Annotated in this window: 23 protein-coding genes; 16 read left to right on the top strand and 7 right to left on the bottom strand. The window is 42.8% G+C overall.

The genetic code is table 11. The features are described 5' to 3' along the window. Positions 1-732 precede the first annotated feature (732 nt). Together BLS65_RS01710 and murB are read right to left on the bottom strand one after the other, a co-directional pair. Positions 733-1,173, bottom strand: coding sequence for an acyl-CoA thioesterase (locus BLS65_RS01710; protein WP_092434826.1), 441 nt, complete (start codon positions 1,171-1,173; stop codon positions 733-735). A gap of 146 nt (positions 1,174-1,319) precedes the next feature. After that, a complete protein-coding gene (murB, locus tag BLS65_RS01715) occupies positions 1,320-2,321 on the bottom strand; it encodes a UDP-N-acetylmuramate dehydrogenase (RefSeq protein ID WP_092434828.1) in 1,002 nt (333 codons plus the stop codon). A gap of 191 nt (positions 2,322-2,512) precedes the next feature. On the opposite strand from murB, the gene BLS65_RS01720 reads away from it, so the two are divergent. Further along, positions 2,513-3,622 (top strand): glycosyltransferase, encoded by a 1,110-nt coding sequence (locus BLS65_RS01720; protein WP_092434831.1) that lies wholly within the window; start codon positions 2,513-2,515, stop codon positions 3,620-3,622. 3 nt (positions 3,623-3,625) lie between these two features. On the opposite strand, the gene BLS65_RS01725 is transcribed toward BLS65_RS01720, so the two are convergent. Then, positions 3,626-4,066, bottom strand: coding sequence for a hypothetical protein (locus BLS65_RS01725; protein WP_125869727.1), 441 nt, complete (start codon positions 4,064-4,066; stop codon positions 3,626-3,628). A 204-nt stretch (positions 4,067-4,270) separates the two neighbouring features. On the opposite strand from BLS65_RS01725, the gene BLS65_RS01730 reads away from it, so the two are divergent. From BLS65_RS01730 to BLS65_RS01775, 10 genes are all read left to right on the top strand, one after another. Then, on the top strand, positions 4,271-5,158 hold the full coding sequence (locus BLS65_RS01730) for a polyphosphate kinase 2 family protein (protein ID WP_092434837.1): 888 nt from the start codon (positions 4,271-4,273) through the stop codon (positions 5,156-5,158). A 490-nt stretch (positions 5,159-5,648) separates the two neighbouring features. Continuing rightward, positions 5,649-6,521 carry a peptidase associated/transthyretin-like domain-containing protein gene (locus BLS65_RS01735; protein ID WP_092434840.1) on the top strand — a complete coding sequence of 291 codons (873 nt, stop codon included), beginning with the start codon at positions 5,649-5,651 and terminating at the stop codon, positions 6,519-6,521. 579 nt (positions 6,522-7,100) lie between these two features. Further along, positions 7,101-9,317, top strand: a complete 2,217-nt coding sequence (locus BLS65_RS01740) for a monovalent cation:proton antiporter family protein (protein ID WP_092434843.1) — start codon at positions 7,101-7,103, stop codon at positions 9,315-9,317. A gap of 175 nt (positions 9,318-9,492) precedes the next feature. Continuing rightward, positions 9,493-10,164, top strand: coding sequence for a hypothetical protein (locus tag BLS65_RS01745; RefSeq protein WP_092434847.1), 672 nt, complete (start codon positions 9,493-9,495; stop codon positions 10,162-10,164). A gap of 541 nt (positions 10,165-10,705) precedes the next feature. After that, complete coding sequence (locus BLS65_RS01750) at positions 10,706-10,927, top strand: DUF5652 family protein (protein WP_092434850.1); 222 nt, start codon at positions 10,706-10,708, stop codon at positions 10,925-10,927. Between the two features lie 79 nt (positions 10,928-11,006). Continuing rightward, the gene (locus BLS65_RS01755; protein ID WP_092434853.1) at positions 11,007-12,830 is read left to right on the top strand and encodes a patatin-like phospholipase family protein; all 1,824 of its coding nucleotides are present in this window, start codon (positions 11,007-11,009) and stop codon (positions 12,828-12,830) included. Positions 12,831-12,997: 167 nt separating this feature from the next. After that, on the top strand, positions 12,998-13,708 hold the full coding sequence (locus BLS65_RS01760; protein WP_092434856.1) for a gamma-glutamyl-gamma-aminobutyrate hydrolase family protein: 711 nt from the start codon (positions 12,998-13,000) through the stop codon (positions 13,706-13,708). Between the two features lie 188 nt (positions 13,709-13,896). After that, positions 13,897-14,895 (top strand): 2-hydroxyacid dehydrogenase, encoded by a 999-nt coding sequence (locus BLS65_RS01765; RefSeq protein WP_092434859.1) that lies wholly within the window; start codon positions 13,897-13,899, stop codon positions 14,893-14,895. 254 nt (positions 14,896-15,149) lie between these two features. Next, positions 15,150-15,440: a hypothetical protein gene (locus tag BLS65_RS01770; protein ID WP_092434863.1), complete on the top strand. Its 291-nt coding sequence runs from the start codon at positions 15,150-15,152 to the stop codon at positions 15,438-15,440. Then, positions 15,440-16,213: a hypothetical protein gene (locus BLS65_RS01775; RefSeq protein WP_092434866.1), complete on the top strand. Its 774-nt coding sequence runs from the start codon at positions 15,440-15,442 to the stop codon at positions 16,211-16,213. Before BLS65_RS01770 ends, BLS65_RS01775 begins: the two co-directional genes overlap by 1 nt. Before the next feature lie 37 nt (positions 16,214-16,250). Here the strand turns inward: BLS65_RS01775 and BLS65_RS01780 are convergent, their stop codons facing one another. Next, positions 16,251-16,796: a nitroreductase family protein gene (locus tag BLS65_RS01780; protein WP_092434869.1), complete on the bottom strand. Its 546-nt coding sequence runs from the start codon at positions 16,794-16,796 to the stop codon at positions 16,251-16,253. Positions 16,797-17,194: 398 nt separating this feature from the next. Here BLS65_RS01780 and BLS65_RS01785 point away from each other — a divergent pair, with 398 nt between their 5' ends. Beyond that, a complete protein-coding gene (locus tag BLS65_RS01785; protein WP_125869728.1) occupies positions 17,195-18,034 on the top strand; it encodes a hypothetical protein in 840 nt (279 codons plus the stop codon). A gap of 122 nt (positions 18,035-18,156) precedes the next feature. Here BLS65_RS01785 and BLS65_RS01790 read toward each other — a convergent pair whose 3' ends face one another. Continuing rightward, a complete protein-coding gene (locus BLS65_RS01790; RefSeq protein WP_092434875.1) occupies positions 18,157-18,810 on the bottom strand; it encodes an NAD(P)H-binding protein in 654 nt (217 codons plus the stop codon). A 177-nt stretch (positions 18,811-18,987) separates the two neighbouring features. Between BLS65_RS01790 and BLS65_RS01795 the strand changes: the two genes are divergently transcribed. Next, positions 18,988-19,608 carry an HD domain-containing protein gene (locus tag BLS65_RS01795; protein ID WP_092434878.1) on the top strand — a complete coding sequence of 207 codons (621 nt, stop codon included), beginning with the start codon at positions 18,988-18,990 and terminating at the stop codon, positions 19,606-19,608. Here the strand turns inward: BLS65_RS01795 and BLS65_RS01800 are convergent, their stop codons facing one another. Both BLS65_RS01800 and BLS65_RS01805 read right to left on the bottom strand, forming a co-directional pair. Continuing rightward, positions 19,609-20,304 (bottom strand): Crp/Fnr family transcriptional regulator, encoded by a 696-nt coding sequence (locus BLS65_RS01800; RefSeq protein WP_092434881.1) that lies wholly within the window; start codon positions 20,302-20,304, stop codon positions 19,609-19,611. A gap of 603 nt (positions 20,305-20,907) precedes the next feature. Beyond that, positions 20,908-21,525, bottom strand: a complete 618-nt coding sequence (locus BLS65_RS01805; protein WP_092434884.1) for a hypothetical protein — start codon at positions 21,523-21,525, stop codon at positions 20,908-20,910. A gap of 525 nt (positions 21,526-22,050) precedes the next feature. Here BLS65_RS01805 and BLS65_RS01810 point away from each other — a divergent pair. The 3 genes from BLS65_RS01810 to trxA are packed head-to-tail and all read left to right on the top strand — an operon-like array spanning position 22,051 to position 23,791. Then, the gene (locus tag BLS65_RS01810) at positions 22,051-22,395 is read left to right on the top strand and encodes a thioredoxin family protein (protein ID WP_170829966.1); all 345 of its coding nucleotides are present in this window, start codon (positions 22,051-22,053) and stop codon (positions 22,393-22,395) included. 5 nt (positions 22,396-22,400) lie between these two features. Further along, positions 22,401-23,354, top strand: a complete 954-nt coding sequence (locus tag BLS65_RS01815; RefSeq protein ID WP_092434938.1) for an NAD(P)/FAD-dependent oxidoreductase — start codon at positions 22,401-22,403, stop codon at positions 23,352-23,354. An 11-nt stretch (positions 23,355-23,365) separates the two neighbouring features. Further along, positions 23,366-23,791 carry a thioredoxin gene (trxA, locus tag BLS65_RS01820; RefSeq protein ID WP_244500649.1) on the top strand — a complete coding sequence of 142 codons (426 nt, stop codon included), beginning with the start codon at positions 23,366-23,368 and terminating at the stop codon, positions 23,789-23,791. Positions 23,792-23,809: the final 18 nt, after the last annotated feature.

The raw sequence follows: 23,809 nt of genomic DNA on the forward strand, positions 1-23,809 counted from the left end.
CCCGCCAGCGCCAATGGTACTGCCGAAAGGTGGGAGAGTAGGTCGCCGCCGTTCTTCAATCCCGGTCTCGAAAGAGGCCGGGATTTTTTTGTTTATACCCCAGGGAAAGGGTGAAAAGTGAACCGAGCGCAGCGTGCTCGCCGAAGGCATTAACCCCACATTTCATGTGGGGTTTCCGGCATAGGGCTTGCATCAACCACGGCGTGGTTGAATGGAAAATTGGCTGGCGGGCACGGCAGGTCGTGGCCCTACGTGCATTGTTGATTCGCTGCTGCCAACTTTAGGGTATGATTGTCTATGCGCTGTTTACTATGTGGCGCCACCTACGGGGCGCAAATTGGTTTTGGTGTTTTTGTTTCTACCAATGTTTGCCTCCTCCGGAGGCGGCTGATCTTGGATGCGTTATGTGCTGATCAAATGTTGAATTGGCACGATATTTAGTATGTCGAACCATCCCCACTGCACGAAAAAGTGTTTGTAGAAGGGTGCCGTAGGCACCACATTATGGTAATTAAATTACCGCTTGTGCCTTTTTGAGCGCCGTAGGTGCGATACTTTTTTTTAAACGTGGAGGCGATTGTTTCTAATTGAACTCCCTCTATTGTCCTGTTCCTTATGTCCGTTGTGGTTGCTGTTGCGCCACCACCTAAGGGCGTAGTTGATTCTTGATTCACAAAAAAAGAGCAACAACCTGTCGGTTGTTGCTCTTTTGCTAATGTCGTGTGTTTATTATTACTTTCTAAGCGCTTTTGCCTGTGTTTGGAGCTGAATATCTTCCTCTGTTTTTGGAACAATTACAAGGTTATGAGCTGAGGGTTTTGTATTGTCATCAACGTGAATAAAAGTGATAAACCCGCTTACGAAGGGTTCTTCTACACTACCTGCGCGAATTACTTCGATATGAGCAACTAAGCTACTTCTACCTGCGAGCACAATCTTTGATGAGAACTTTAAAACTTGACCTGGACGCGCCGGTTTGCTAAAATACATGCCATGAATTTGGAGGCAAACTACATGCTGAGGATCGATTAGTGTGGCGGCGGCAATAAACCCTGATTCCACAAACCACTCTGCGGTCCGTCCTGCGAAAAGGGTCCCGTGGTGGTTTAAATCTTCACTCTTCACTAGCCTCATGGTGATGGCTGCTTTTGGTTCAATAATTCGCTTTTCCATATTCGTCTATTTTAATGGTTGCAAAGGTAGGATACAACTCCTACCGATATCCCGTTAGTGAATGTTGTTAAGCTGCTATTTTGATGTTGTTGATGTAAAAGGCAGTGAATGGTTAATTGTTGATGGTTACTGGTATATTGACCTGCTTATACTGCATTTACTTCCATTTCGAGTTCAATACCAAACTGGCTGTAAATGCTTCGCTGTATCTCTTTTGCTAGTGCGATTATTTCCGCTCCGGTGGCCCCTCCATGGTTTACAATTACCAGTGCCTGTTTTGCATGAACGCCTGCATTACCAATGGATTTTCCTTTCCATCCACCTTTTTCGATCAGCCATCCTGCGGGAACTTTTACCGTTCCCTCATTGCTTGGGTAAGATGGGATTTCGGGGTAAGTCTCTTTTATCTTTATGAATAGTTCTTCAGTTATAACTGGGTTTTTGAAAAAGCTACCAGCATTTCCGGTTATTTTGGGATCGGGAAGTTTCGATTCCCGTATTCCAATCACCACGTTTCTGATGGTCATGGGCGATGGAGTTTCGCCGGCAAGATCCTGTAGGTTGGCATAGTGTAGCACTGCTGTTGGCAACTTTGACAAGCGAAAAACAACGGAGGTTACAATAATCTTATTTCTTAATTCCTGTTTAAATATACTGGTTCTGTATCCAAAATGGCACTGGTTGTGGGTTATGGTTTCAAACCTTTTCGTGTCTAAGTGGTAATAGGTTACCGTTTCAATGGAATCTTTAACCTCCACTCCGTATGCTCCAATGTTCTGAATGGGACAGGCACCAACTTTTCCGGGGATGAGCGAGAGGTTTTCGATACCCCAAAGGTTTCGCAGGCAACTCCATTCCACCAACGAGTCCCAATCTTCTCCCGCAGCTACCCTTACTAAAACATATTCATTTTCATCCTCAATAATTTCAATGCCTGTAAACCAAGGGGCTACCACGGTTCCTTTAAAGTCGGAGGTGAGCAGAAGGTTGCTTCCCCCTCCAAGCACGAGCATCGGTTCTCTATCTGGTAAGAGGCTATCGAGAAGTTCAACCTCTTGGGCTGATTCAAGAATAACAAACTGATGTGCAGTGGCATCTATGCCAAAGGTGTTAAATGGTTTTAGCGAATAAGTCTCAAATCTCTTCATCAATCCTTAATTTGTTCAAAGATAAGCATACTTTCAATGCGCAAGGAAGCGGTTGGGCATGGTTCTTTCGCTATATTTGAAAAAAAATGTTTAATCATTCCTTGCATTGCTAAGGAGGATACAAGATTGTCAATCCATAATTCTCCTCTCTCAAAAATTAACCATTTAGTAGATTTAATTTAAAATACCAGGTGAGCCGAGTCGTAATTCTTGTAACTAACGATATTGAAGCCGATCAGCGCGTGGCGAAAGTGGCGGGAAGTATGGCTGTGTTAGGTTATGATATATCCATAGTGGGTGTTATGCGTTCGTATAGCAGTCGTAGTTTCAGGATGACTCACAAGTTGGTACGATTCCATTTGCTCTTCCAGCGCGGACCTCTGTTTTATTTGAGTTTCAACATTAGAGCATTCTTTCACCTTCTTTTTCATTCTTACGCTGTGGTGGTGGCCTGCGATACCGATACACTTCTTGCCGCCAGGCTTGCAAAGCTCGTAAAGGGATTCAAACTTGTTTTTGATGCGCATGAACTTTTCCCCGATGTTCCTGAACTAGTAGGGGATGATCATCGGCTAACCCGCGCTATTTGGAAAATGGTGGAACGCAGTTGCATTCCAGGTGTCGATACTGCAATAACCGTATCGGAGGGAGTTGCCAAGGAGTATGCTCGCCGCTATGGTAAATCGTTTTCGGTAGTGCGCAATGTGCCTCTTTCAATTTCAGGTTTCAATGCAAATCAATCGAATCAAAACGTTATCATTTACCAAGGGGCCATTAATACTGGCAGAGGGCTTGAACTCTTGTGCGAAGCGATGCATTTTCTTCCCGAAGCCGAACTCTGGATTGTGGGAACGGGATATCTCGACAATACTATTGCACGATTAGTGCAACCGCTGGTGGATTCTGGACAGATTAAGCTACTTGGGCGAATTGCCCCCGAAATACTGCGTGGCATAACAACCCAGGCGAGTGTTGGGGTTTCGTTGGAGGAGGATTTGGGGCTCAGCTATCGCTATTGTTTGCCCAATAAGCTATTCGATTATATTTTCGCCGGAATACCCGTGCTGGTATCCGATTTGCCCGAAATGCGCAAGTTGGTAGAGGGCTATAGCATTGGTGTTGTGCTCATGGAGCGAACGCCTCAAGCATTGGCAAATACAATAAGAGGGATGCTCTCTGATCTTTCTAGAAGAAAGCAATGGCAGCAAAATCTTGCGATTGCTGCCATTGAGCTATGTTGGGAAAAGGAGCAGGAGAAATTTTTTCGCGTTTGGAAACACGATATTTCTTCGCCCCAGTAAAGGCTATTCAGGTAAATCTTCCTCTGCTACGTTAATTGTTTCGGACACCCGAAATTTAGCTGGTCGGCTGACGAGCATATAGATAACGAGCATGCCAAGGAGCATCAGAGCCGTATTCTTTCCCGTGAGAAAGTATGCTACTGCACACAATACACCGCCTAGACCAATCAGGATCATCTTCTTTATAAAGGCTACTTGAAAGATTTTCATCTTGATGGTAATATCGGTCTTGTAGTTCAAATCGCCCATGGCCTCCTTCGCCAATGCATTGCCACCCAGAATGGACCCGATAGATGCCACAATGGCAATAATGTCGGCTGTGTAGCTGATCATTGGGTTTACAACTGGCTGAATATGGAACAGTAGGCGTATTGCCACGAGCGATAGCCCAGAAATAATAACAACCATTAAGGCTGTAAAATGGATAGAGTTTAAACGCTTCACCTTTAGTATATTTTGGGGCCGAAGATATACTATTTTACCGGGATAATAGTGAAATATATACCTCAAAAAGCAACTTGTTATGTCAAAATTGCTTATTTTTAGTAGGGTTTAAGCATATGCTTATTGGGTGCATGATAAGTTGCTTGTTTTGCATTGCCATATATTGCTGATGTTTAGATAAACTGGTAATTAAAAATAACGATTATGGGAAACAATAATCCTGAGTTGCTCTTTAAATTTCCTACTAACGGAAAGGGGAGCCTGAAAAATTTTTCGACTAATGGCACTGATGGTGTCGAAGACAAGGATCACGCCAAGAACCTATTGGAAGAGAATTTAAATACCATGATTGAGCATGAGGATTTGTTGTATGCTTCCGATCGCAACTCTGTTCTTATAATTTTTCAAGCGATGGATGCTGCGGGTAAGGACGGCACCATTAAGCATGTGATGTCGGGATTAAACCCCCAGAGCTGTCAAGTTTACAGCTTTAAGCAACCCTCAAAGGAGGAGCTCGATCACGATTTTCTCTGGCGAAACTACCGGTGCATGCCGGAGCGTGGACGAATTGGTATCTTTAACCGTTCGTACTATGAGGAGGTGCTGGTGGTACGCGTTCATCCCGAGATTCTGCTCAAACAGCAACTTCCTGGTTTGCATGTTATGAAGGATATTTCAAGCGATATTTGGCAACATCGTTACCGTAGTATTAATAGCATGGAGCGCCACTTGGTGGAAAATGGTACCATCATAATTAAGTTCTTCCTTCATCTTTCAAAGGGGGAACAAAAGGATCGGTTGCTGGCACGTATCGATGATAAGAGTAAGCGGTGGAAATTCTCGCTGGCCGATCTCAAGGAGCGCGAGCGATGGGACGACTACATGAACGCCTACAATGAAATGCTGAAGGAAACCTCCACCGAGGATGCTCCTTGGTATGTAATCCCTGCCGACCATAAGTGGTTTATGCGCTATGCCGTGGGTAATATTATTGCACAGAAACTCAAAGGGCTTAAGATGGAATATCCAAGAGTGTCGGAAGAGATGGAACGTGCGCTTTTCGATGCAAAGGCTAAGATGGAGATGGAGTAATCTCAGTTCGAAAATTGATAACTTGAAGATTTTATATTGGGGTAATTCGATAGTAAGGTGTTAAATGGTAAAGAGTAGTTAAACGGAAGTTAAAGAATTAAATGGAGTTAGAGGAAGTTAAAAGAAGTTAGAGGAAGTTAAAGAATTAAAAGAAGTTATACGAAGTAATGCTGATCCCTAAATTTCTACAGCCTTTTAACAATTGCCTCTCTGCGTCCTCTGTGTAAAATTTCTCTGTGGTTAAAACTTCGAAGTCAAAGGAAGTTAATCGGGAAAGGTAATACAGTAGTTGTGTAGGCTAAACACGGAAGTGTTCAGGAAAGTGTGTTGTAAACACTTTTGCAGGCGAAGCATGAAGGCCATAGACCGAAGGGCTTTGCGCTGTAATGGCTTGCAGCGCAATTACAGGTAAAATATCCGAGCGAGCTAGTGTCTCTTCTCTATGATAATTCCAAAATAGTCTAATCGTCACAGGTTATAGTGTATACCGATGAAAACAATTGTAATCACAGTTTTATTTTGCTTGCTTTTCCTCTTATCTTATTCACAAGAGAACATTAAACTAACTATTGTAGATGATGAAACGAAAGAGCCGATAGAATTTGCCACGTTTGCCTATTTTCATGCGAACCAATGCAGCGGTGTCTATTCCGATGCTTTGGGCGTTGTAACCATCACTTTGCCATCCACGGTTGATAGTATTAGGATTTCCTGCATGGGCTACCAACCCACAACGCTTACCAAAATTGCAAGCAAGACAATAGGCCTGCACAGAAAAACATTCAACATAAAAGAAGTGGTGGTGCGTCCATGTATAAACTTTAAGACATTAGGTTATATCAATAACAAAAAAGAGGTTCGCATAGGGGCAGAGTCTGGTCTTGAATGTGCTGTTTTAGTGGAAAATGAGACAGGATTAGAATCGCCCATTAAATCTTTATTATTCAGGTTTAAGCAGAACGAGAAAACTAAAACTGTCATTCGTATTCATCTATATAGTTGCAATAGCAATAGGATGCCCGACAAAGAACTGATAAACGAGAATTTGGTAGTGTACATAACTCCACAAAATGATGGTATTATAGATTACGATATTTCTAAGTTTGGCATTACTTTACCTGTAAATGGTGTGTTTGTCGGTATGGAATGGATTGGCTGCACTGATGGAGAAACAGAACAAATAATTAAACCCAAAAGAATCCTTAAAACTTCCATTGTATTTACTTCATTGAACCATCAAGCCACCTACCTCCGAAGTGAATTGTTTAATGGGATATGGGATAATCGTCTTTTGGATTCTATTGTGCCGCTAAAAAAAGGAAAATTTTTAAATGCCGCATTTGGATTAAAGATAGTTGAGTAGTGCATCTTAGATATTAATCTACTCTCAAACAATAGTCTATACACTTATCAAATAGTGCTGGATATTCCGGTGAAATGGCCCCGTAGATTTGCCATAACGCGCACTGCTTGTGCGGATGACAGTGCAGTACGCATATGATAGTCTTCATTGCGGGTATGCCCTATTGTATTTGTATCTTGACATAATACCTTTCTGTTTTTATCTTCCATTCTCGTTCTGGGATTTGTATTTCGGAATTGTCACCATGTATTGCTGACCCGGCATCATGAATTTCCGATTAACATTGTTGTGCAAAATTGTTTGCATTACGCAACGTATTTTGCTAACACATCCACCGAGTAGGTGAGGCTACCATGGTTGATTAATGGAACAGGCCATTTTTCAGGTTTACTGCTTATAGAAAGAGGTTATTGCGTTTTCCGCAAAAAATGGTAGATTTGGATAGGAGGCAAAATGGTATCTTGTATCCTGCGATTTGTAGATATAGTAGGGTTTTGCAACCGGTAAGCATCTCTTAAATTATTAGGTAATGCGTTCTATTGCAACCGATTTTTAATTGGCAACACGAAACAGTAGTATATGCTTCATCTTCCCGCTCTGATTATTGACTTGACGCTTATTCTCGGTGCGGCTGCTGCAGTAACGCTTATTTTTAAAAGATTAAAGCAGCCGGTAGTATTGGGATATATTATTGCTGGACTTATTATTGGTCCTTCCTTCAACCTATTCCCAACTATTCTTGAAACCGATAGCATCAAAATATGGGCCGATATAGGCGTTATTTTTCTGCTGTTTGGCCTTGGCCTCGAGTTCAGTTTTAAACGTCTAATTAAGGTTGGGGGCGTAGCAATTGTTACTGCGCTTACCGAGGTTACGCTTACAATGGGTGTGGGGTTTGGGCTGGGTAGGTTACTTGGATGGAACACCATCGACAGTCTTTTCTTAGGCGGTATTTTGGCCATCGCATCCACCACTATTATTATTCGTGCCTTCGATGAGTTGGGGGTAAAGAATCAGAAATTTGCAAGCGTAGTTACTGGTGTGCTGGTTATCGAAGATCTTGTGGCCGTTTTGTTAATGGTAATGCTTTCCACCGTGGCCGTTAGCAAGACATTTGCCGGAGGCGAAATGATTATGTCGGTTTTAAAGTTGGCATTCTTCCTCGTCCTGTGGTTTGTCTCCGGAATATTTTTTCTTCCCACTTTGCTCCAAAAGTTGCGGTTGTTGCTCAACGACGAAACGCTTCTGATTGTTTCGCTAGCCTTGTGTTTCCTGATGGTTGCATTGGCTACCTATGTTGGATTCTCTCCTGCTCTTGGTGCATTCATCATGGGTTCGATCTTGGCTGAAACAACAAAAGCCGAGAGAATCGAACACCTGCTTAAGTCGGTCAAGAATCTATTTGGAGCCATTTTCTTTATTTCGGTGGGAATGCTTATTGATCCGCAGATGATGGTTCAATATGCGTTACCCATCTTTGCGGCTACCTTAGTTCTGCTATTTGCTAAACCACTATTTGTAGTATTTGGAGCCACTCTTGCAGGACAACCCCTCCGAATTGCTATGCAGTCGGGGATGTCGCTTTCCCAAATTGGAGAGTTTTCATTCATCATTGCAGCGTTAGGTCTTAGCCTTAATGTTACCAGCAGCTTTCTTTATCCCATAGCGGTTGCAGTATCGGTAATTACAACCTTTACTACCCCATACATGATTCGCCTCTCGGAGCCTGTTTACAAGACCATTGAGGGAAGACTCCCTCAAAACATAAAAAATCTTTTGGCCAAGTATAGCCTGGGAACTCAAAACATTTCGGAGGTGAGCGATTGGAAAAAGGTGCTCCGTTTTTACCTTATAAATGTGATTGTATTCTCGGTAATCATTGTTTTTATTATAATTCTGAGTACAAAATATCTCGAACCACTCTTCTCCGGATATGAGTGGAGCAGGGTGATCACGGTAATGGTTTCCCTTGCAGTGCTGGCACCATTTCTGTGGGCACTCGCATTCCGCCGCACGCAGCGTCAGGCGTACGCCAATGTGTGGATTAATCCGGCTCGGCGACGCCCTTTGATCATGCTTCTATTTTCAAGGGTATTGTTGGCGGTATTCTATATCGGTTTTTTGTTTCATCGACTCTTTTCTCCCAAGATCGCCTTGATGGGCGTAGTTGTTGCGAGTATTATCCTTCTGATTCTCTCAAGAAGGATTAAGGCTTTTTATGGCCAAATTGAATTGCGATTTTTAACCAACTACCATGCGCGGGAAACAGAGACTGACTCAAAGGTGATCCCAACGCCGTGGGATACCCACATCACCTCGTTTGTGTTGAGTCCCCAATCACCCTACATCGGGAAAACCCTGTTTGAGGCTCGGCTGAGGGAGGATTTCGGAATAAACATTGCAGCTATTGAGCGTGGCGATCTCTTAATCAATATCCCAAACCGGTTCGAACACCTTTACCCGCACGATAACCTTATGGTAATTGGCACGGATGAGCAGCTCAATAAGTTCAATAAGCACCTGGATGATAGTGTAAATGAAACGCCTACCGTAGATATAAAGAAGCACGTTGCGCTGCATCAATTCACGGTAGGTAGTCGCTCACCGCTGATAAGTAAAAGCATTCGCATATCGAAGATACGGGAACGATCCAAAGGGTTGGTTGTCGGGATTGAACGCAACGGCCAGCGGTTGCTAAACCCCGAATCGGATATGCTATTTGAGGAGGATGATAAGGTGTGGATTGTTGGAAACGAAAAGCGTATCCAGATTTTGCTCAAGGAACTTGCCGACTAGCATGGAGAAAGCCTCTTTCATTTCAAATCATTTGCGGGCTAAATCAGGACGTAAATAACCAAATAAATAATTATACTTGTAGTTTGGCGTCGATATAATCATCCTAAATAACACTGATTTGCACAGAGTGAACTTTTTTATCTGAATTATTTTAGAAACGGCTTAAACGTACATTATGACAACACGATTACTATTTGTATTGATTTTTGCTGGTCTATGCTTTGGCTGCGAAAAAACGGAGGAGAATGGTGTAGATACTATTACGTTGCCGGTTAAAAAGCATTTTATTGCTGGCCAGTTTATCGGCGACTCCCTTGTTTCGAACTGTTTTATACCGGTAAAAGAGGTTAAAGGATATCGAAAAGGGGATGATTTAAATTACACCTATTTAGATTCCGTGCTTTTTGACGTAAATAGCGATGGTATAAACGATATAAAGTTCAGATACTATGAAGAATTAGTGACTTATAATTGTCCCCCGCCAAGTAATCCTGACGTAGTGGGTGATTGCTTTCCTGTTTTTTCTAAAATTGGTGCTATTGAATTGCTCTCAAATGTAGAAATTGCATATAATGTAATTGATTACCCTATACGGGTTACTCAAGCACAAAAGTTTGTTCAGGGAGATACTATTAGTAACCATACTTTATGGACAAAGGAAAAAATTCAAATGATTGGGAATGTGCAAAGCACCACACCATTTAATAGTTGGAGTATAGATGATTATTTGAGTTTTGTTGGGATAAGGATGATTAATAGGAGCGATACACTCTACGGATGGATTAGAGTTAACACTGCATATAATTCAAAATTCTTAATCTCAGATTATGCTGTTAGGGTGAAATAAAGCAAATCCTGATTGTATTCTTGATGCAAGGGAACTACAATATCATATGGAACGCCATAGGAGGGTGATTGGCGTTAACCTTAGGTGAGTCTTAGAGCCTTCGATGTAACTTAGCAACCTCGGTATAAATAGGTAATCGCTCAATGGTATCACCGATCTGCTGTATTAGCATCCATCTTCTCCTCTGCAATTATCAAAAGAATGCAAAACGCCTTAACGGATATGCTCTTGCATTCCTTGTTATTCCTTAGGTTCCATTGGTTAAAATTCGATTGAATCGGCTACACACTCAAAAAAAATATAGCGGATACTTGCGTGGGATTGCAGTATGGTTTATATTTATTGAAGAAAGAATCGACAGATACGGAGTGCTTTACCTTCTCATCATTTAGGCTGCATCACCATGAATCTGTTTTTAGGCACCAGTAAGTTTTATATCCGACAGTATCCTTAATGGGTTATCTTTCATAGAAAAGTGTAGTTTTTCAGTTATCCTATTCATCGTTTCTTTTAAAACCATATTTACTAAACCCTTACCAAAATGGACGCAACATCGGTTTTACTGAATACACTGGTATGGCTATTACCATTAATCATTGTTCTGGCTATCTGGGACGTCGTTTGGAAAATTATTGCCATGTGGAAATCGGCTCGAAACAACGACATGGCATGGTTTATTTGTATTGCCATTTTCAACACAGCAGGAATTCTACCCATTATCTACATTTTATTACATCGGAAGAAATCCAGTGATATAACGTAAGCAGTATTATAGAAATCTTCAATTTCCCTGAGACTAGCCACAATACTGCTGATAATTCCTTTCTATTAAAATCTAAGCCATGAGTAATCAAAATACTTTTCGAATTGGCATTTCAATGGCGGGAGCCATCTCTGCCGGAGCTTACACTGCTGGTGTAATGGATTACCTATTCGAAGCCTTAGAGAGTTGGCAAAAAGCCAAAGATCTTGGCTTACCCGACGTTCCCAAACACAGCGTTATCATTGAAATTTTAAGTGGAGCATCGGCTGGTGGAATGACTGCGGTGATTACCTGTGCGGGCATTCAACGTAATTTTCCGCATATTAACCATCAGAATTACGCAACCGCTGCGAGCACCCAAAATCCTATGTTCGACTCCTGGGTTAACCTTACGGAACAGCCTTCGAGTGATATGATGAGCCAAATGCTTAGCTCCGATGATATCCTCAGCACTGCATCAAACCCGGACAAGGAGGTTCGATCAATATTCAACTCCCTGTTTATTGAGAAAATTGCTCGCCGGACTATCGATAGCCTTATTGCTGATCCAAGCATCCAGCGAAAGTATATTGCCGATGATTTGGAACTGTTTACCACCATTACAAATCTTCGCGGGTTTAACTATCAGCTGCAGTTTATTACGGCTGAGGGTAAACGAGAGGATCGGATGACGATGCATAAGGATATTGTCCATTTTCAGCTTAACCCTACCGGAACATATCGTAACGATGGAAAAATCCCTTTCAATTTTTCCACGCCCGATGGTGTAAATCGCAACCTGCTTATTGATGCAGCCATTGCTACTGGAGCATTTCCTGTTGGATTGGCTCCTCGAGTTCTTACTCGCGATCCAAAGTATATCAACGATAATCCTTTGCTTAAAATATCTCACACCAAGAATGCCTTAGTGGATCCCCTTACCGATTATACTACCGTTTGTGTAGATGGTGGCGTGATAAACAATGAACCATACGATACTACCGAAACCATATTATTCAATCGCAGAAAGGCCGAAATAGCACAGGAGTTGGGTTCCGCCGCCGCTGCCGATTACAAAATGGCAATTAGCGCTGCCAATTTCGATACCACCGTGCTTACCATTGATCCTTTTCCTAACTACGAAGATAAACCTATTGGCAACTACTTCGATTTAGTAGCCTTAAAGTTTGCAGCACCCGACCTTGTTGGTGCCATGCGCCAGCAGCTGATGCTCAAGACCGACTTGCTCGAAAAGGCTTATAGCGAGGATGATTATTCGCGGTTTATGATTGCCCCAATAAGAACCAAGGGTGGAATTACCCAGAAGTATAGCATTGCTTGCGGCTCGCTTGGCGGATTTGGCGGATTTTTCAATAAGCAGTTTAGGGTGCACGATTATATGCTTGGCCGTAGAAATTGCCAACGCTTTATTCAGCAATTCTTTTCCGTTCCTGTGTCGGCCAACAACCCCATTATACGGTTTGGATACGAGGGAATCAACGCCGATATTATTCAAGGGAGAACTAGTAACGACCGACCCATTATTCCCGACATTCGTATCTCCGACGATAATACGCATATTATTCTACCTATGGAGGAAAAGGAGTTTGACTATCCTGCCATAAGCCTGAAATATTTAATGAGCCTAGAGCCGCTTGTCCAGAAGCGTTTCGGCATAGTCTTAGACAATATTGCAAATGGAAAGAATCCGGGAACACAAACCAGTGCTGAGAATCCTATTGTAAAGCGAATTCGTAAGCATTCTTGGTTTGGACGTAATATTTCCGGTCCGATAGGAACGTTTACTGCCGAAAAGTTTATCGCAATGGGAAAGACGGCGGGGAAGGGTATTGCAGCCGAAAAGTTTATTGATGCCGTGATTACCGATATGGATAAGCGTGGATTACTCAATCAGGATTGCTAACCACAAATTTTTGGCCATTTTCACTAAAATCTAAGCAGAATGACGGTTTCATCTATTATCATTCCCAACCAGTCTAATCTCGTTTGTCATTATGACGAGTTGTTCTTTATATTGCTTATAATCTCAATGCCATATTGTAAAGTTATAATTCTGAAATATATATAACCATGCTCACTATAGGCTTTTCTCGTGCTACCAGCGAACCAAAATACCAGCTATACATTAGCTGGCTCAAGAGCATAGATCCCAGCTTGGGGGTTGTAAACTTTTATGGGATGGAGATTCCGGAGGCGTTACAGGCGCTCGAAAAATGTTCGGGTATTGTAATTACTGGTGGCGAAGATGTGCATCCCTCTCACTATGGCAAGGCGGAGGAGGAGCTGCGGTGCAGTTGTGATCCCTATCGCGATAGCCTTGAGCTGGCTCTTATCGACAAGGCGCTGGCAATTAAGTTGCCCCTGTTGGCTATTTGCCGTGGCGAACAAATCCTAAACGTGAGCCAAGGAGGCGATCTGATTGTCGATATCGTCTCCGACTATGGAGACACTGCCAACCATGGTTCAATAGGCGATCAGCTGATTTACCACAGTGTAACTATCGATGCTTCGAGCAATCTTTTTCGAATTTGCCAAGCAACATCTTTCGAAATTATTACCGTTCACCACCAGGCTGTAAAAACGTTAGCATCCTGTTTTCGACCCACAGCCTTTGCTCCCGATGGAATTCTTGAAGCATATGAATGGCTCCATCCCGAAGGAAAATGTTACCTAAATGCCGTGCAGTGGCACCCCGAAAAGGGCGATTATCGTAATTCTCTAAGTCGGGCAATTGGCAACGATTTCATTGAAAAGGTATATCTTTATTCTAGCGTAAAATAATTACCTATATCTAATTGCCTTCCACAACCATTTTGCTTTATTAGGCGCCGATCAACTTTGATTTGCGGGAGAATCAAAATATTTCGCCATTGGATTGCTAAATTATTCCGGAATCGATTTCCTTTGCAGGTGCAATGCTGCATTGAATGCACTTTTGATGCAGCCCATTTAATAATCGACATGGAACAATGATAGATAGAGCCAATAAGAGAGTATTAATCTCCAGAATATTTCCAGAAGTAGGAGTCGAGCGGCTTCAAAGCGCAGGCTTTACCGTAACGGCATGGGATCAGGATAGGCCCATGACCCAAGATGAGCTCATTGAGCAGGCAAAACAGCACGATGCTCTCTTCTGCACGCTTTCCGATAAGATTGATGCGAAGTTCTTGGGCGAGTGTTCTCACCTCGACATCATTTCCCAGTTTGCGGTGGGCTACGATAACATCGATATTGTAGAGGCTACACGCTTGGGTATTCCCGTTGGTTTTACCCCCGATGCCATGAGCAATGCTACTGCCGATATTGCCTTTGGGCTAATGATTGCCACCTCGCGCAAGATGTTTTTCATGCACAAGCAAATACTCAGTGGTAGCTGGACCAGCTTTAAGCCTAATGCTAACTTGGGCATGGAGCTTACCGGGAAAACGTTGGGTATTTATGGTTTAGGACGTATTGGAATGGAGATGGCCAAGCGTTGCAAGGGTGCCTACAACATGAAGGTTATTTACCACAACCGCACACGAAACGAAGCTGCCGAAAAGCAGCTCGATGCCGCTTATGTCGCCTTTGCAGAACTGCTGGCGCAGAGCGATGTTCTTTCTATTCACTGTGCCCTTACTGCCGATACGCGGGAGATATTCAATAAAGCAGCCTTTGCCCAAATGAAGCCTACCTCAATATTCATTAATACATCGCGTGGATTGGTGCACAATGAGCCTGATTTGATTGAAGCGTTGAACGCCGGAACTATTTGGGGTGCAGGGCTGGATGTTACCAACCCCGAACCCATGCAGCCCGACAACCCGCTGCTGCAAATGGAAAACGTTTCCGTGCTGCCCCATATTGGTTCCGCTACTATGGAGGCCCGTGGTAAAATGGCGCAAATGGCTGCCGAAAATATCATAGAGTTTTACCGTAGCAAGCACGTTCCGCATATTGTGAATCCTGAGGTGCTGAAGAACAAGTAGGGTTGCTACTCGATACGAACATTTGAGCGATGTCTCGATTATTTTGGACTCATTGAAATTGAAAAGGAGATGAATAGGGTGAAATACATCAATAAAACTAATCTTTTCGATCGCTTAATAAATTTGCTGGAGCATAGAATCATTGAAGATATCCCAATGGAGTTGAGGTAAGCTACACTAAATTCGATGTTAGAATCAATGTATAGGTTACTCACAGTTATTGATGTATTTTGGTGGATAGAAAATTTTATTAGATGAAAAAATATCTTTTTGCAATTACGTTTCTATTCATTGCTCCGTTAGCCTACGCCAATATGGCCTCGCCATACATTGAGGGATCACAATTTTGTTCTCCACTGACGAGTAGAAATATCCGTATTTTAAAGGAGACGATAGATGTATCCATAAATAGTAACTTTTCTGCTGCAGTCTTTGACGTGCAATATCAAATACAAGCCAAGATAGAGGGAAACAAATACCGTTACTTTTTGAAGCAAAGGATTGTGGCCCCAATTTTAAGGTATGGGTTGATAGTAAAGAGGTGATGCTAAAAGAAATTCCGGAAGAAATTCAGTTAGCAAAGGGGTCACCTTTTGAACCGTTCAGTAGTTCTTTTGGTATCTCAGAAGAAAGTAATCGTGTAATGGATTATTTAACTAGTGGTAATTATCGATATTTTGAGATAGACATTGATGCAGGAATTCATATAGTTAAGGTAATGTACTCTGCAACCTTTTGGATCAATAATTCTGAATGGGTAAAAGAACGAAGTTTTCGTTATGCCCTTTCTCCTGCCAAGTATTGGCAAAGTTATGGGACTCTCGATATTACCATTAATTCAACTGAATTTAAAAAGAGTTATACAACAAGCCTTGGGTCGCCTTCGGAACAATCATCTCCTACTCTTGCACATTGGCATTTTATGTCACTTCCAGAAGAAGATATAATTATTTCCTATACTCCAGAGGTTAGTCTATTTGCTACTATTATGATTGCTATAGGCCCATTTGGATTAGGCTCTTTATTGTTATTAATTGCAATCATGCTGCATGGTTGTGTTATAAAGCGATATCGGCGACATGATGTTACCACAAGATTGCCATGGGTAGTAATTGTTGGAAGCCTTATTATTCCATTGTTTGTTCTGATAAGCATAATTGGCTTTTTCCCACTAATTGATATTTGCATTGGAACTGAGGCTGGAGGTCATCATGGCTATACTTTTTTAATCATTCTATTATATCCAGTAATAGCGCTTTTATATTGGCTTATTATGTGGTTTTACGATTGGATGCTACGTCGAAAAACTAAGGGATAAATCCTTTCACTTCTATCAAACATATTAGCACATTCTCTTAATACTTATTCCACCCACTAATCGCTTCAATTGGCTTGCGGAACTTCTCGCGATCTTCTTCACTCTTGGGATATCCCATGGTAATGAGTAGCGGTATGCGCCTATTCTTAGGTATTTCGAGTAGTGCTCTCACCTTTTTCTCGTCGAACCACCCCAGCATGCAGGTGCCAATGCCCAGCTCCGCTGCCTGAAGACAGAAGTGCTCCGCAGCAATACCCACGTCGATGAGCGGGAAGTCCTTCTTCTTGATTAAGCCACCCAGCTTAGAGGTAACGTTAGCGGGCTCCATTACCACGGCTACAATTACCACGGCTTGCGGTGCAAACTTATTCATGCCCAGCACTCCGCTTACCGCAGCATCGGCCATCTTATTCCGCAGCAATGGATTATCAACCACCACAAAGCGCCATGGCTGTGCGTTGCATGCCGATGGCGCCAGCTGCGCTGCTACCAGGCATTGCATTAGCTTATCTTGTTCGATGGGTTGGTCGGTATACGCTCTAACGCTGCGGCGTTGCTTTACTAGTTGGATAAAGGATGCCATGGTATTGCTCTTTAGTTTGAGGGAAAGGTAGGTAAATTGAACGAAGATTCGAATGTCTGTATCTCCTTTTAATGCCGAGGCCTCACTACCTCGGCTATTGCGTGTTGCACTATTGGCGCTTAGCTGTAGCTTGCGTAGGATTGTAATCTCGTTTATTCAATAAAAGAAGTCTCCTCTGTCGGTATTAAAAATTGGCGTTTTAAATTATTCCATTACTTTCGTGTAATGTTTCCTGATGTTTATTGGTTTGATTGCTCAGCCAAAGTTTGGAATCTCATCTAAATTGAATCTCGAATATGGTTAGTAAAAGGAGTAGGGGAAACCTCTTAGGTTTAATTGTTCTGCTAATTGTCAATTTTGCATTAATAGGTTCTTTAGTTTATTTTAGAGAAACGGTAATGCCAACGAGACGTGTTGTTATAGATGTTCTCATTGCATTTATGGTTGTGGTTACTTTTTTCTTATCTCGTATTGTATTAAAAATACCGAGAATAGAGGTTTTGCCCGAAGGTCTTGTTGTTTCGTTCATGAATGATATAAAGAAAATAGGCTGGAGTGATATTTCCGATATCAACTATCATGGCAAAGATGGCATTATGCGCACGGAAACTGTTACTGTAAAAACTATTTTATCGCATAAGCCTGTATTGATTCAATATGGATTCTATTCCAATACCAATGAGCTTATTCAGGCAATCAAGTATGGCGTAGATGCCCACAAAATGGGGAAGAAGGTTGATTTTACTAATTTTATATCGGTCAATGCTTTGCCTGTAAATGAAGAGGTGGAGTATTCTGAGTCGTATAACGTTGTTTCCCGAACACCGTTGCTTTCCATGTTTGGTATATTTCCTTTATTGGGTCTTTGGGGTATATATAAAATGTTTACATCTCCTCATATTACAACAGAAGGCATTGTTCTTTTGATCGTATTTACGGTGTTGATTAATTTTCCTGTTTTTTTATTTATTGGAAAGGTAGGAGCGTCTGCTCGTCATCTAAAAATCAGTAATTATTACATTCCCTATAAGAGAGTATTCAGGCTCGAAGATATTCAGAGCGTATTTATCGAACCTTCGGCAAACAATAGGAAAAATGTTCTGAAGGTGTTTTTCAAGGATAGTAAAATGAAGATATTTCCAATTATAGGTTTTTTAAAAAAGGATTGGTTAGAGTTGGAAGGGATTCTTACCGCTAAAGGCATTGTGGTGTACAATAAGCTATACCCGAAGAAATAGGTCGTACTGCGCATCAAATGATTGATGTTTGCTGGTTTCAAGGTGTTCCTGATAATGAAAAAGCCGTTGCATGCAACGGCTTTTATTCTATTAACTTCGTGTAACTTCTTCTAACTCCCCATTTATATCATTTCCGACTCCACAATCACCACACCCGTATGGGAATTGTTTGCTGCCTTATGCATTGCGGCAGCAACAGCAGTGGCTTGCACCGGACGGTAGCGCTTTAGCTTGCCCGAGAACAGAAACCCAAAAACTTTAAAGGCATTCCTACTAATTACTTCACCTAAACGGAACTCTGAACGGTTTCCAAGTAGGAGGGAGGGCCGCATGATTGCCACCTTTTCGAAGGCGAGTGCAGTAATTTTCTGCTCCATTTCCCCCTTAGTGTGCAGATAAAAATTATTCGATGTAGCATTTGCGCCAAGCGAAGAGACTACAATGGCAGTTTCAACCCCATTGGCTTGTGCCATTGCTGCTACTTTGGCAGGTAATTCCAAGTCAATACGGCGGAACTCTTTCTTGCTTCCCGCAACCTTTATGGTGGTGCCAAGGCAAATGAACAGATCATGACCGGTTAAATTATCCAAAAGTCGCTCAGGATTGCGAAGGTCGCCAATAAAAACCTCTACCTTTTCGGAGGTAAATTTCGGTTTTGAACGACCAAAAACCTTTATCTTAGAGTATGTTGAATCTTGTTCGAGCATTCCTAGAAGTTCGGAGCCAACTAATCCGGTGGCACCAAAAAGGATTGCTGTTTTATCTGCAGTAGTCATATGCTGTTCGTTTGTTACGATGTGTATAAACAATAATTCGGCCAAAAGTTGTAAAGGTGCTGAGGTATTTATTATAAAAGATAAATTTCCACAAATGGGATATCCGGCAAAATATGTTATGCATAGCCTTTCATTTCCGATGTTTCTTTACTAGTTTTAACACTCCAATTCGAATCGATGGTTAAGGATCTGTTTTATGCTTCGGCCAAAAAGTATGGTGCCACCCCCGAAACGGTAAATTTCTACTGGGGCGAGGTGGTGCGCGACTATTCGGCCGAGGGACGCCACTACCACACTATCGATCATTTGGAAGATATGGTGGTTTTGCTCGATGAGTTTCGATCGTGGGTGCGCAGGTGGGATATCCTGCTCATGGCTGTAATTTACCACGATCTCTCCTACGATCCTGCTGCCTCCAACAACGAGGAGCAGAGCGCTCAGCTGGCCGATCTTCACCTGTCGGGGCTCGATTATTCCCCTGCCGAGATGAAGCTTTGCCGCAAGCATATCTTAGCCACCAAAACGCATCAAGAAGCCGATTATTCCGATACCAATCTGTTGCTCGATGCCGATATGGCTATTCTTGGATCGGATTGGAATCGATACCGGAATTACTCGAACAGCGTAAGGCGGGAGTATGCCATCTACACCGACGATCAGTATGCCTGTGGGCGAAAGGCGGTGTTGCAGATGTTTCTTATGCAGCCGCGCATATTTCACACCGAGCCATTCTTCAACCGGTTCGAGGAGCAGGCAAGGCTAAACCTAGGCCGCGAGCTAATGTCGCTCGAGGCATAGCTATCCTCGCTTACTAATATCCAAAAGTAGATTGCGGTTCAGAATGGTGATATTCTTCTCCTCTAGCGCAATGATGCCATCGCGGGCAAAACTCTTAAGCAGCTTTACGGCACTCTCGGTAGATATTCCGGCAAAGTCGGCAATGTCCTTGCGCGATAGCAGAGGGAAGAGTTCCTCGTCGGTAAATTGTTCGGAGCTGAGGTAGAGCAGCACATCGGCCAGCTTGCCGTGCATCTGCTTGTATATCAGATTTTGTAGGATGTCGTAAAGATCGTTCTCCTGCATACCACTTCGGCCCCCAATTTGAAAGGCAAACTCGCCATTCTGCTTCATAACGTTGGCAATAACCTCTTTCTCGATAAGGTAAACTACCGTTTCGCGCAGGGCCTGTACCGAATAGTTGAAGGTGGCGCGGTTGAATATCGTGGAGAGGCCTACAAAGTCGCCTGCCTTTTGCAGCCGGATGTTAAAGTTGTGGTTGCCATCGCCCTCTACGTATTGCTTCACCAAGCCGGAGCTTACAAACAGTATGTAGGAGGCGTAGGCACCCTGCTTAATGAGATTTTCTCCTTTGCGAAACACCACTTGGGTACGGCTGGTCTTCACCAAATCGACCTCGCCGGCAGTTAGAGTGCTGAAGCACGGTGCCTTAATGTCGCAGCAAAATTCTTGATCCGATTCTGTTATGGTTTTCATCGTTGTCGGTAATTGTGATCCAAAAGTAGAATAAATTGGGAGATTTCCCTTCTCCTTAATCTGCTTTAATAATGATGGGGCAACTTAGTATTTGATAAGGCTGCGCTTACCCCGTCGGGGTTAAATATTAATAGCCGAGGGTTTCAAGCCCCGGTAGATTAAGAGAGGCTATTGGCGGCGCGATGCATAGCTGCTCGCTGTGACTAACCATTGTTCGCCGCCCTATTGGAACCATGAGCGGTGAACCGAGCGATGCAAGCTCGACGAAGTAAACAGTGAAAGGATGGCATATGCAAGTGCCGCTGTGTTCCGGCCCGCCCGTATTTTCCGTACGTTCTTACAACCCTCACACAGCGTAAATATTGCTAGCAAAAAACCTGCATCGTAGTTGCGGCTGGGCAGCCTTGCCCTTATTATTAAACTTAGCGCAAGTGATCCAAGCCTAGTTTTTCTATAAGCCACGAAAGAATCGATCCTAGGACTGCTAGCAACCCCGCATATTTGGTTCCTTTCAAGGTTTCAAACACTAAAAACAGCATGTCCGCGCGAACGTGGGCATTGCAAACTATGCACAACGAAAGTCGTTCGCACGATCTGTGGTAATTACAAATTATCAAAATCCCCTTTTATAAAAACTAGAATCTCCATTCTTGAGAATGGAACTTTAAGAATCCCATTTTCTATTAATATTTGTTCTTCATTACGCAATAACTGTAAATATAAAATTTCGAAATATGCAAAAGTCCATTTATTTGAGATTAAACTACGTTCACCCTTATCATCTGTATAAAACATAGTAAAACAACTATCCGCCTCCCATCTAATGTAAAAGCTGTCCTTACAAAAATTATTTTCGTCAAATGAAAAATATCGATTCTGACAACCTATTTTCGATAAGAATGAAACGGCATCATCTTTTGTTTTTAAATTTGTAATTGACAGGCTCAAATTTAGCCTCATCTGATCAATTGTTTTTGAGAATTGACTCCTCAATACTTTTAAAAAGAAAAATAAACAAGCCACATCTTCATCTAAGAAAGCCCTCATCACTTCTTTTTTATTATATGCAGTTTTTGAAACCATCCAAAAAGCATCTGTTTTTTCAATTTCAGAAAACACTTCCAGACTATTGTATCCATCATCAGTTCTAGATGAGGAAACCATTAATTTCATGTTTTGCCCATTAGCAATAAGCCTATCTGTTAATTGTTCTAAATTCATTTTATCTTTTCGATATATCCGTTTGTTTTCAAGTTTTCTATCACACAATCTATCCAACCGCTATTTAAACTTTTAATTTGTCTAGGCTCAGAAACCCAATCTTCATCGCCTCCTAGAATATTCCAGTTGCATCTCTTCTAACTTTCTTAAGATTAAATTGGGTCGCAACCCCACAACCCTCACAAAGCGTAAATATAGCCAAAACATAGCACCACAGTGATAGCTGCGCAGCCTTCCCCTTCCCCTTCCCCTTCCCCTTCCCCTGCACTTGGCACGGTTGCGGTTATGCTACCTTACTGCACGGTGCCTGTATCGTGCATGACTACGGTTGCCTTCTCTTCACATTTACTTGGTTTCGATCAACAAAAAAGCTGTTCTATTTCAATCAATCGCCTGTTGCAGCCGGAGCTGTTTTTGTAGGTGGCGGCGATGGGAGGCCATATCTTTGTATCCGAAGAAATCATCATTTCGGTTGCAAAAGCGAAATGGCCCTTTTAAATGCTAACCCAATAAATACTATAGATTATGCTCTACACAAACTTAAAGCACATCGAAAGCGCTGAGGCGCACCAGAAGTTTATCAACGACAACGAGAACGTTATGATTTGCTGTGGACGTATGGGCCCCATGTGTATCCCGGTTTACGGAATCATGGAGGATATTGAGGCCGATTACTCCCACGTGAAGTTTGCCGATATGGAGTTTGATAATCCCGAATCGCATGTTATCCGCAATGCAGATGAGTGCCGGGGCTTTATGGGAATTCCATTTACCGTTTACTATAAGCATGGAAAGTTGGTAAAAGCAACCTCCAGTATCCAAACAATGCAGCAGATACGCACCATCCTCGACGAGAATTTTGCAAAATAACAGCCATGGAAACCAATAATCATTTCGATGCAATTGTAGTAGGTGCTGGGCCTGCCGGGCTAACGGCAGGCATCTACCTCTCGCGCGCTCGGTTTCGTACGCTCATCTTGAACGAGGGAACCGTGGGTGGGCAGATGAATCTTACCCACGAGATTGCCAACTATCCCGGTGTGGAGAATATTAGCGGTTACCAGCTGGCCAACATCATGAAGAAGCAGGCCAAAACCTTTGGCTGCGAAATCAAATCGAACATTGCCATTGCCACCATGCAGCTGGAAGGCGATAGGAAGATCATTACCCTAGAAGATGGGAAGGTTTTTACTGCCAATGCAGTTATATTGACTCCCGGTGGTCGTTCGCGAAGCCTCGGTGTTCCGGGCGAAAGCCAATTCAAGGGGCGTGGCGTTTCCTACTGCGCTACCTGCGATGGCGATTTCTTTACCGATAAGCAAATTGTGGTGGTAGGCGGTGGAAACTCGGCGCTGGAGGAAACGGTTTCGCTTACCAAGTATGTGAATCGTGCCACCATTGTGCACCAGTTCGACCATTTTCAAGCATTTGAATACGCCATTGAGGAAGCGGTGAGTAACCCCAAAATCGATGTGGTATTGGAGAGCACCATTGCCGAATTTTATGGCGGTGATCGGTTGGAAGGCGTGATGATAAAAGATACTAAAACAGGCGCGTTGCGCAAGTTTGCCACCGATGGTGTATTCATATTCATCGGCTATGTGCCCAACACCGAGTTCCTCGCCGGGAAGGTTCATCTGAACCAATGGAAGGAAATTGTTGTTGATACGGAGATGGCAACCAACGTATCGGGTGTTTTTGCTGCTGGCGATTCTATTGCTAAGCGATACCGGCAAATAACTACCTCGATAGGCGAGGCCACTGTTGCAGCGTTAGCTGCTTCTGCTTATCTTCAAAAAGTTAAAAAGACCCAATCCATTGAATCTTAAAAATGAAAATTATGTCTATTTCAAAATTATTTGTTTCGCTATTTGCGGTTATGGCAATGAGCCTTGTGGGATGTTCGCAACAACCTTCGGCACCAAAGGAGGATGTAAAGGCTGCATCGGCCGAACTAATTAAACACCTTGATGCCAATAGTTTTACTCCCGGAATTGAAAAGGGGATCGTAATGGTTGATTTCTGGGCCACTTGGTGTCCTCCTTGTAGGCAAATGGCTCCTATCCTCGATGAGGTGGCTAAGGATGTTTCCGGTAAGGTTACCGTTGCGAAGGTGGATGTTGATCAGAATAGGGAGATAGCTTCTCGGTATAACATTCAAGGGATTCCCACCCTCATTCTGTTTAAGGATGGCAAGGAGATTAACCGTTTTGTAGGGCTTCAATCCAAGGATTACTTAATCCAGCAGCTTAATCTCGTGAAATAAAACATTCTTAAAAAACGC

The organism is Williamwhitmania taraxaci (assembly GCF_900096565.1).
GTDB lineage: Bacteria > Bacteroidota > Bacteroidia > Bacteroidales > Williamwhitmaniaceae > Williamwhitmania > Williamwhitmania taraxaci.

Coding starts and splice junctions, on each gene's coding strand:
- BLS65_RS01710 (WP_092434826.1), bottom strand. CDS start 1,173: ATGGAAAAGCGAATTATTGAACCAAAAGCAGCCATCACCATGAGGCTA.
- murB (WP_092434828.1), bottom strand. CDS start 2,321: ATGAAGAGATTTGAGACTTATTCGCTAAAACCATTTAACACCTTTGGC.
- BLS65_RS01730 (WP_092434837.1), top strand. CDS start 4,271: ATGGGAAACAATAATCCTGAGTTGCTCTTTAAATTTCCTACTAACGGA.
- BLS65_RS01735 (WP_092434840.1), top strand. CDS start 5,649: ATGAAAACAATTGTAATCACAGTTTTATTTTGCTTGCTTTTCCTCTTA.
- BLS65_RS01740 (WP_092434843.1), top strand. CDS start 7,101: ATGCTTCATCTTCCCGCTCTGATTATTGACTTGACGCTTATTCTCGGT.
- BLS65_RS01745 (WP_092434847.1), top strand. CDS start 9,493: ATGACAACACGATTACTATTTGTATTGATTTTTGCTGGTCTATGCTTT.
- BLS65_RS01750 (WP_092434850.1), top strand. CDS start 10,706: ATGGACGCAACATCGGTTTTACTGAATACACTGGTATGGCTATTACCA.
- BLS65_RS01755 (WP_092434853.1), top strand. CDS start 11,007: ATGAGTAATCAAAATACTTTTCGAATTGGCATTTCAATGGCGGGAGCC.
- BLS65_RS01760 (WP_092434856.1), top strand. CDS start 12,998: ATGCTCACTATAGGCTTTTCTCGTGCTACCAGCGAACCAAAATACCAG.
- BLS65_RS01765 (WP_092434859.1), top strand. CDS start 13,897: ATGATAGATAGAGCCAATAAGAGAGTATTAATCTCCAGAATATTTCCA.
- BLS65_RS01770 (WP_092434863.1), top strand. CDS start 15,150: ATGAAAAAATATCTTTTTGCAATTACGTTTCTATTCATTGCTCCGTTA.
- BLS65_RS01775 (WP_092434866.1), top strand. CDS start 15,440: ATGCTAAAAGAAATTCCGGAAGAAATTCAGTTAGCAAAGGGGTCACCT.
- BLS65_RS01780 (WP_092434869.1), bottom strand. CDS start 16,796: ATGGCATCCTTTATCCAACTAGTAAAGCAACGCCGCAGCGTTAGAGCG.
- BLS65_RS01785 (WP_125869728.1), top strand. CDS start 17,195: ATGCCAACGAGACGTGTTGTTATAGATGTTCTCATTGCATTTATGGTT.
- BLS65_RS01790 (WP_092434875.1), bottom strand. CDS start 18,810: ATGACTACTGCAGATAAAACAGCAATCCTTTTTGGTGCCACCGGATTA.
- BLS65_RS01795 (WP_092434878.1), top strand. CDS start 18,988: ATGGTTAAGGATCTGTTTTATGCTTCGGCCAAAAAGTATGGTGCCACC.
- BLS65_RS01800 (WP_092434881.1), bottom strand. CDS start 20,304: ATGAAAACCATAACAGAATCGGATCAAGAATTTTGCTGCGACATTAAG.
- BLS65_RS01805 (WP_092434884.1), bottom strand. CDS start 21,525: ATGAATTTAGAACAATTAACAGATAGGCTTATTGCTAATGGGCAAAAC.
- BLS65_RS01810 (WP_170829966.1), top strand. CDS start 22,051: ATGCTCTACACAAACTTAAAGCACATCGAAAGCGCTGAGGCGCACCAG.
- BLS65_RS01815 (WP_092434938.1), top strand. CDS start 22,401: ATGGAAACCAATAATCATTTCGATGCAATTGTAGTAGGTGCTGGGCCT.
- trxA (WP_244500649.1), top strand. CDS start 23,366: ATGTCTATTTCAAAATTATTTGTTTCGCTATTTGCGGTTATGGCAATG.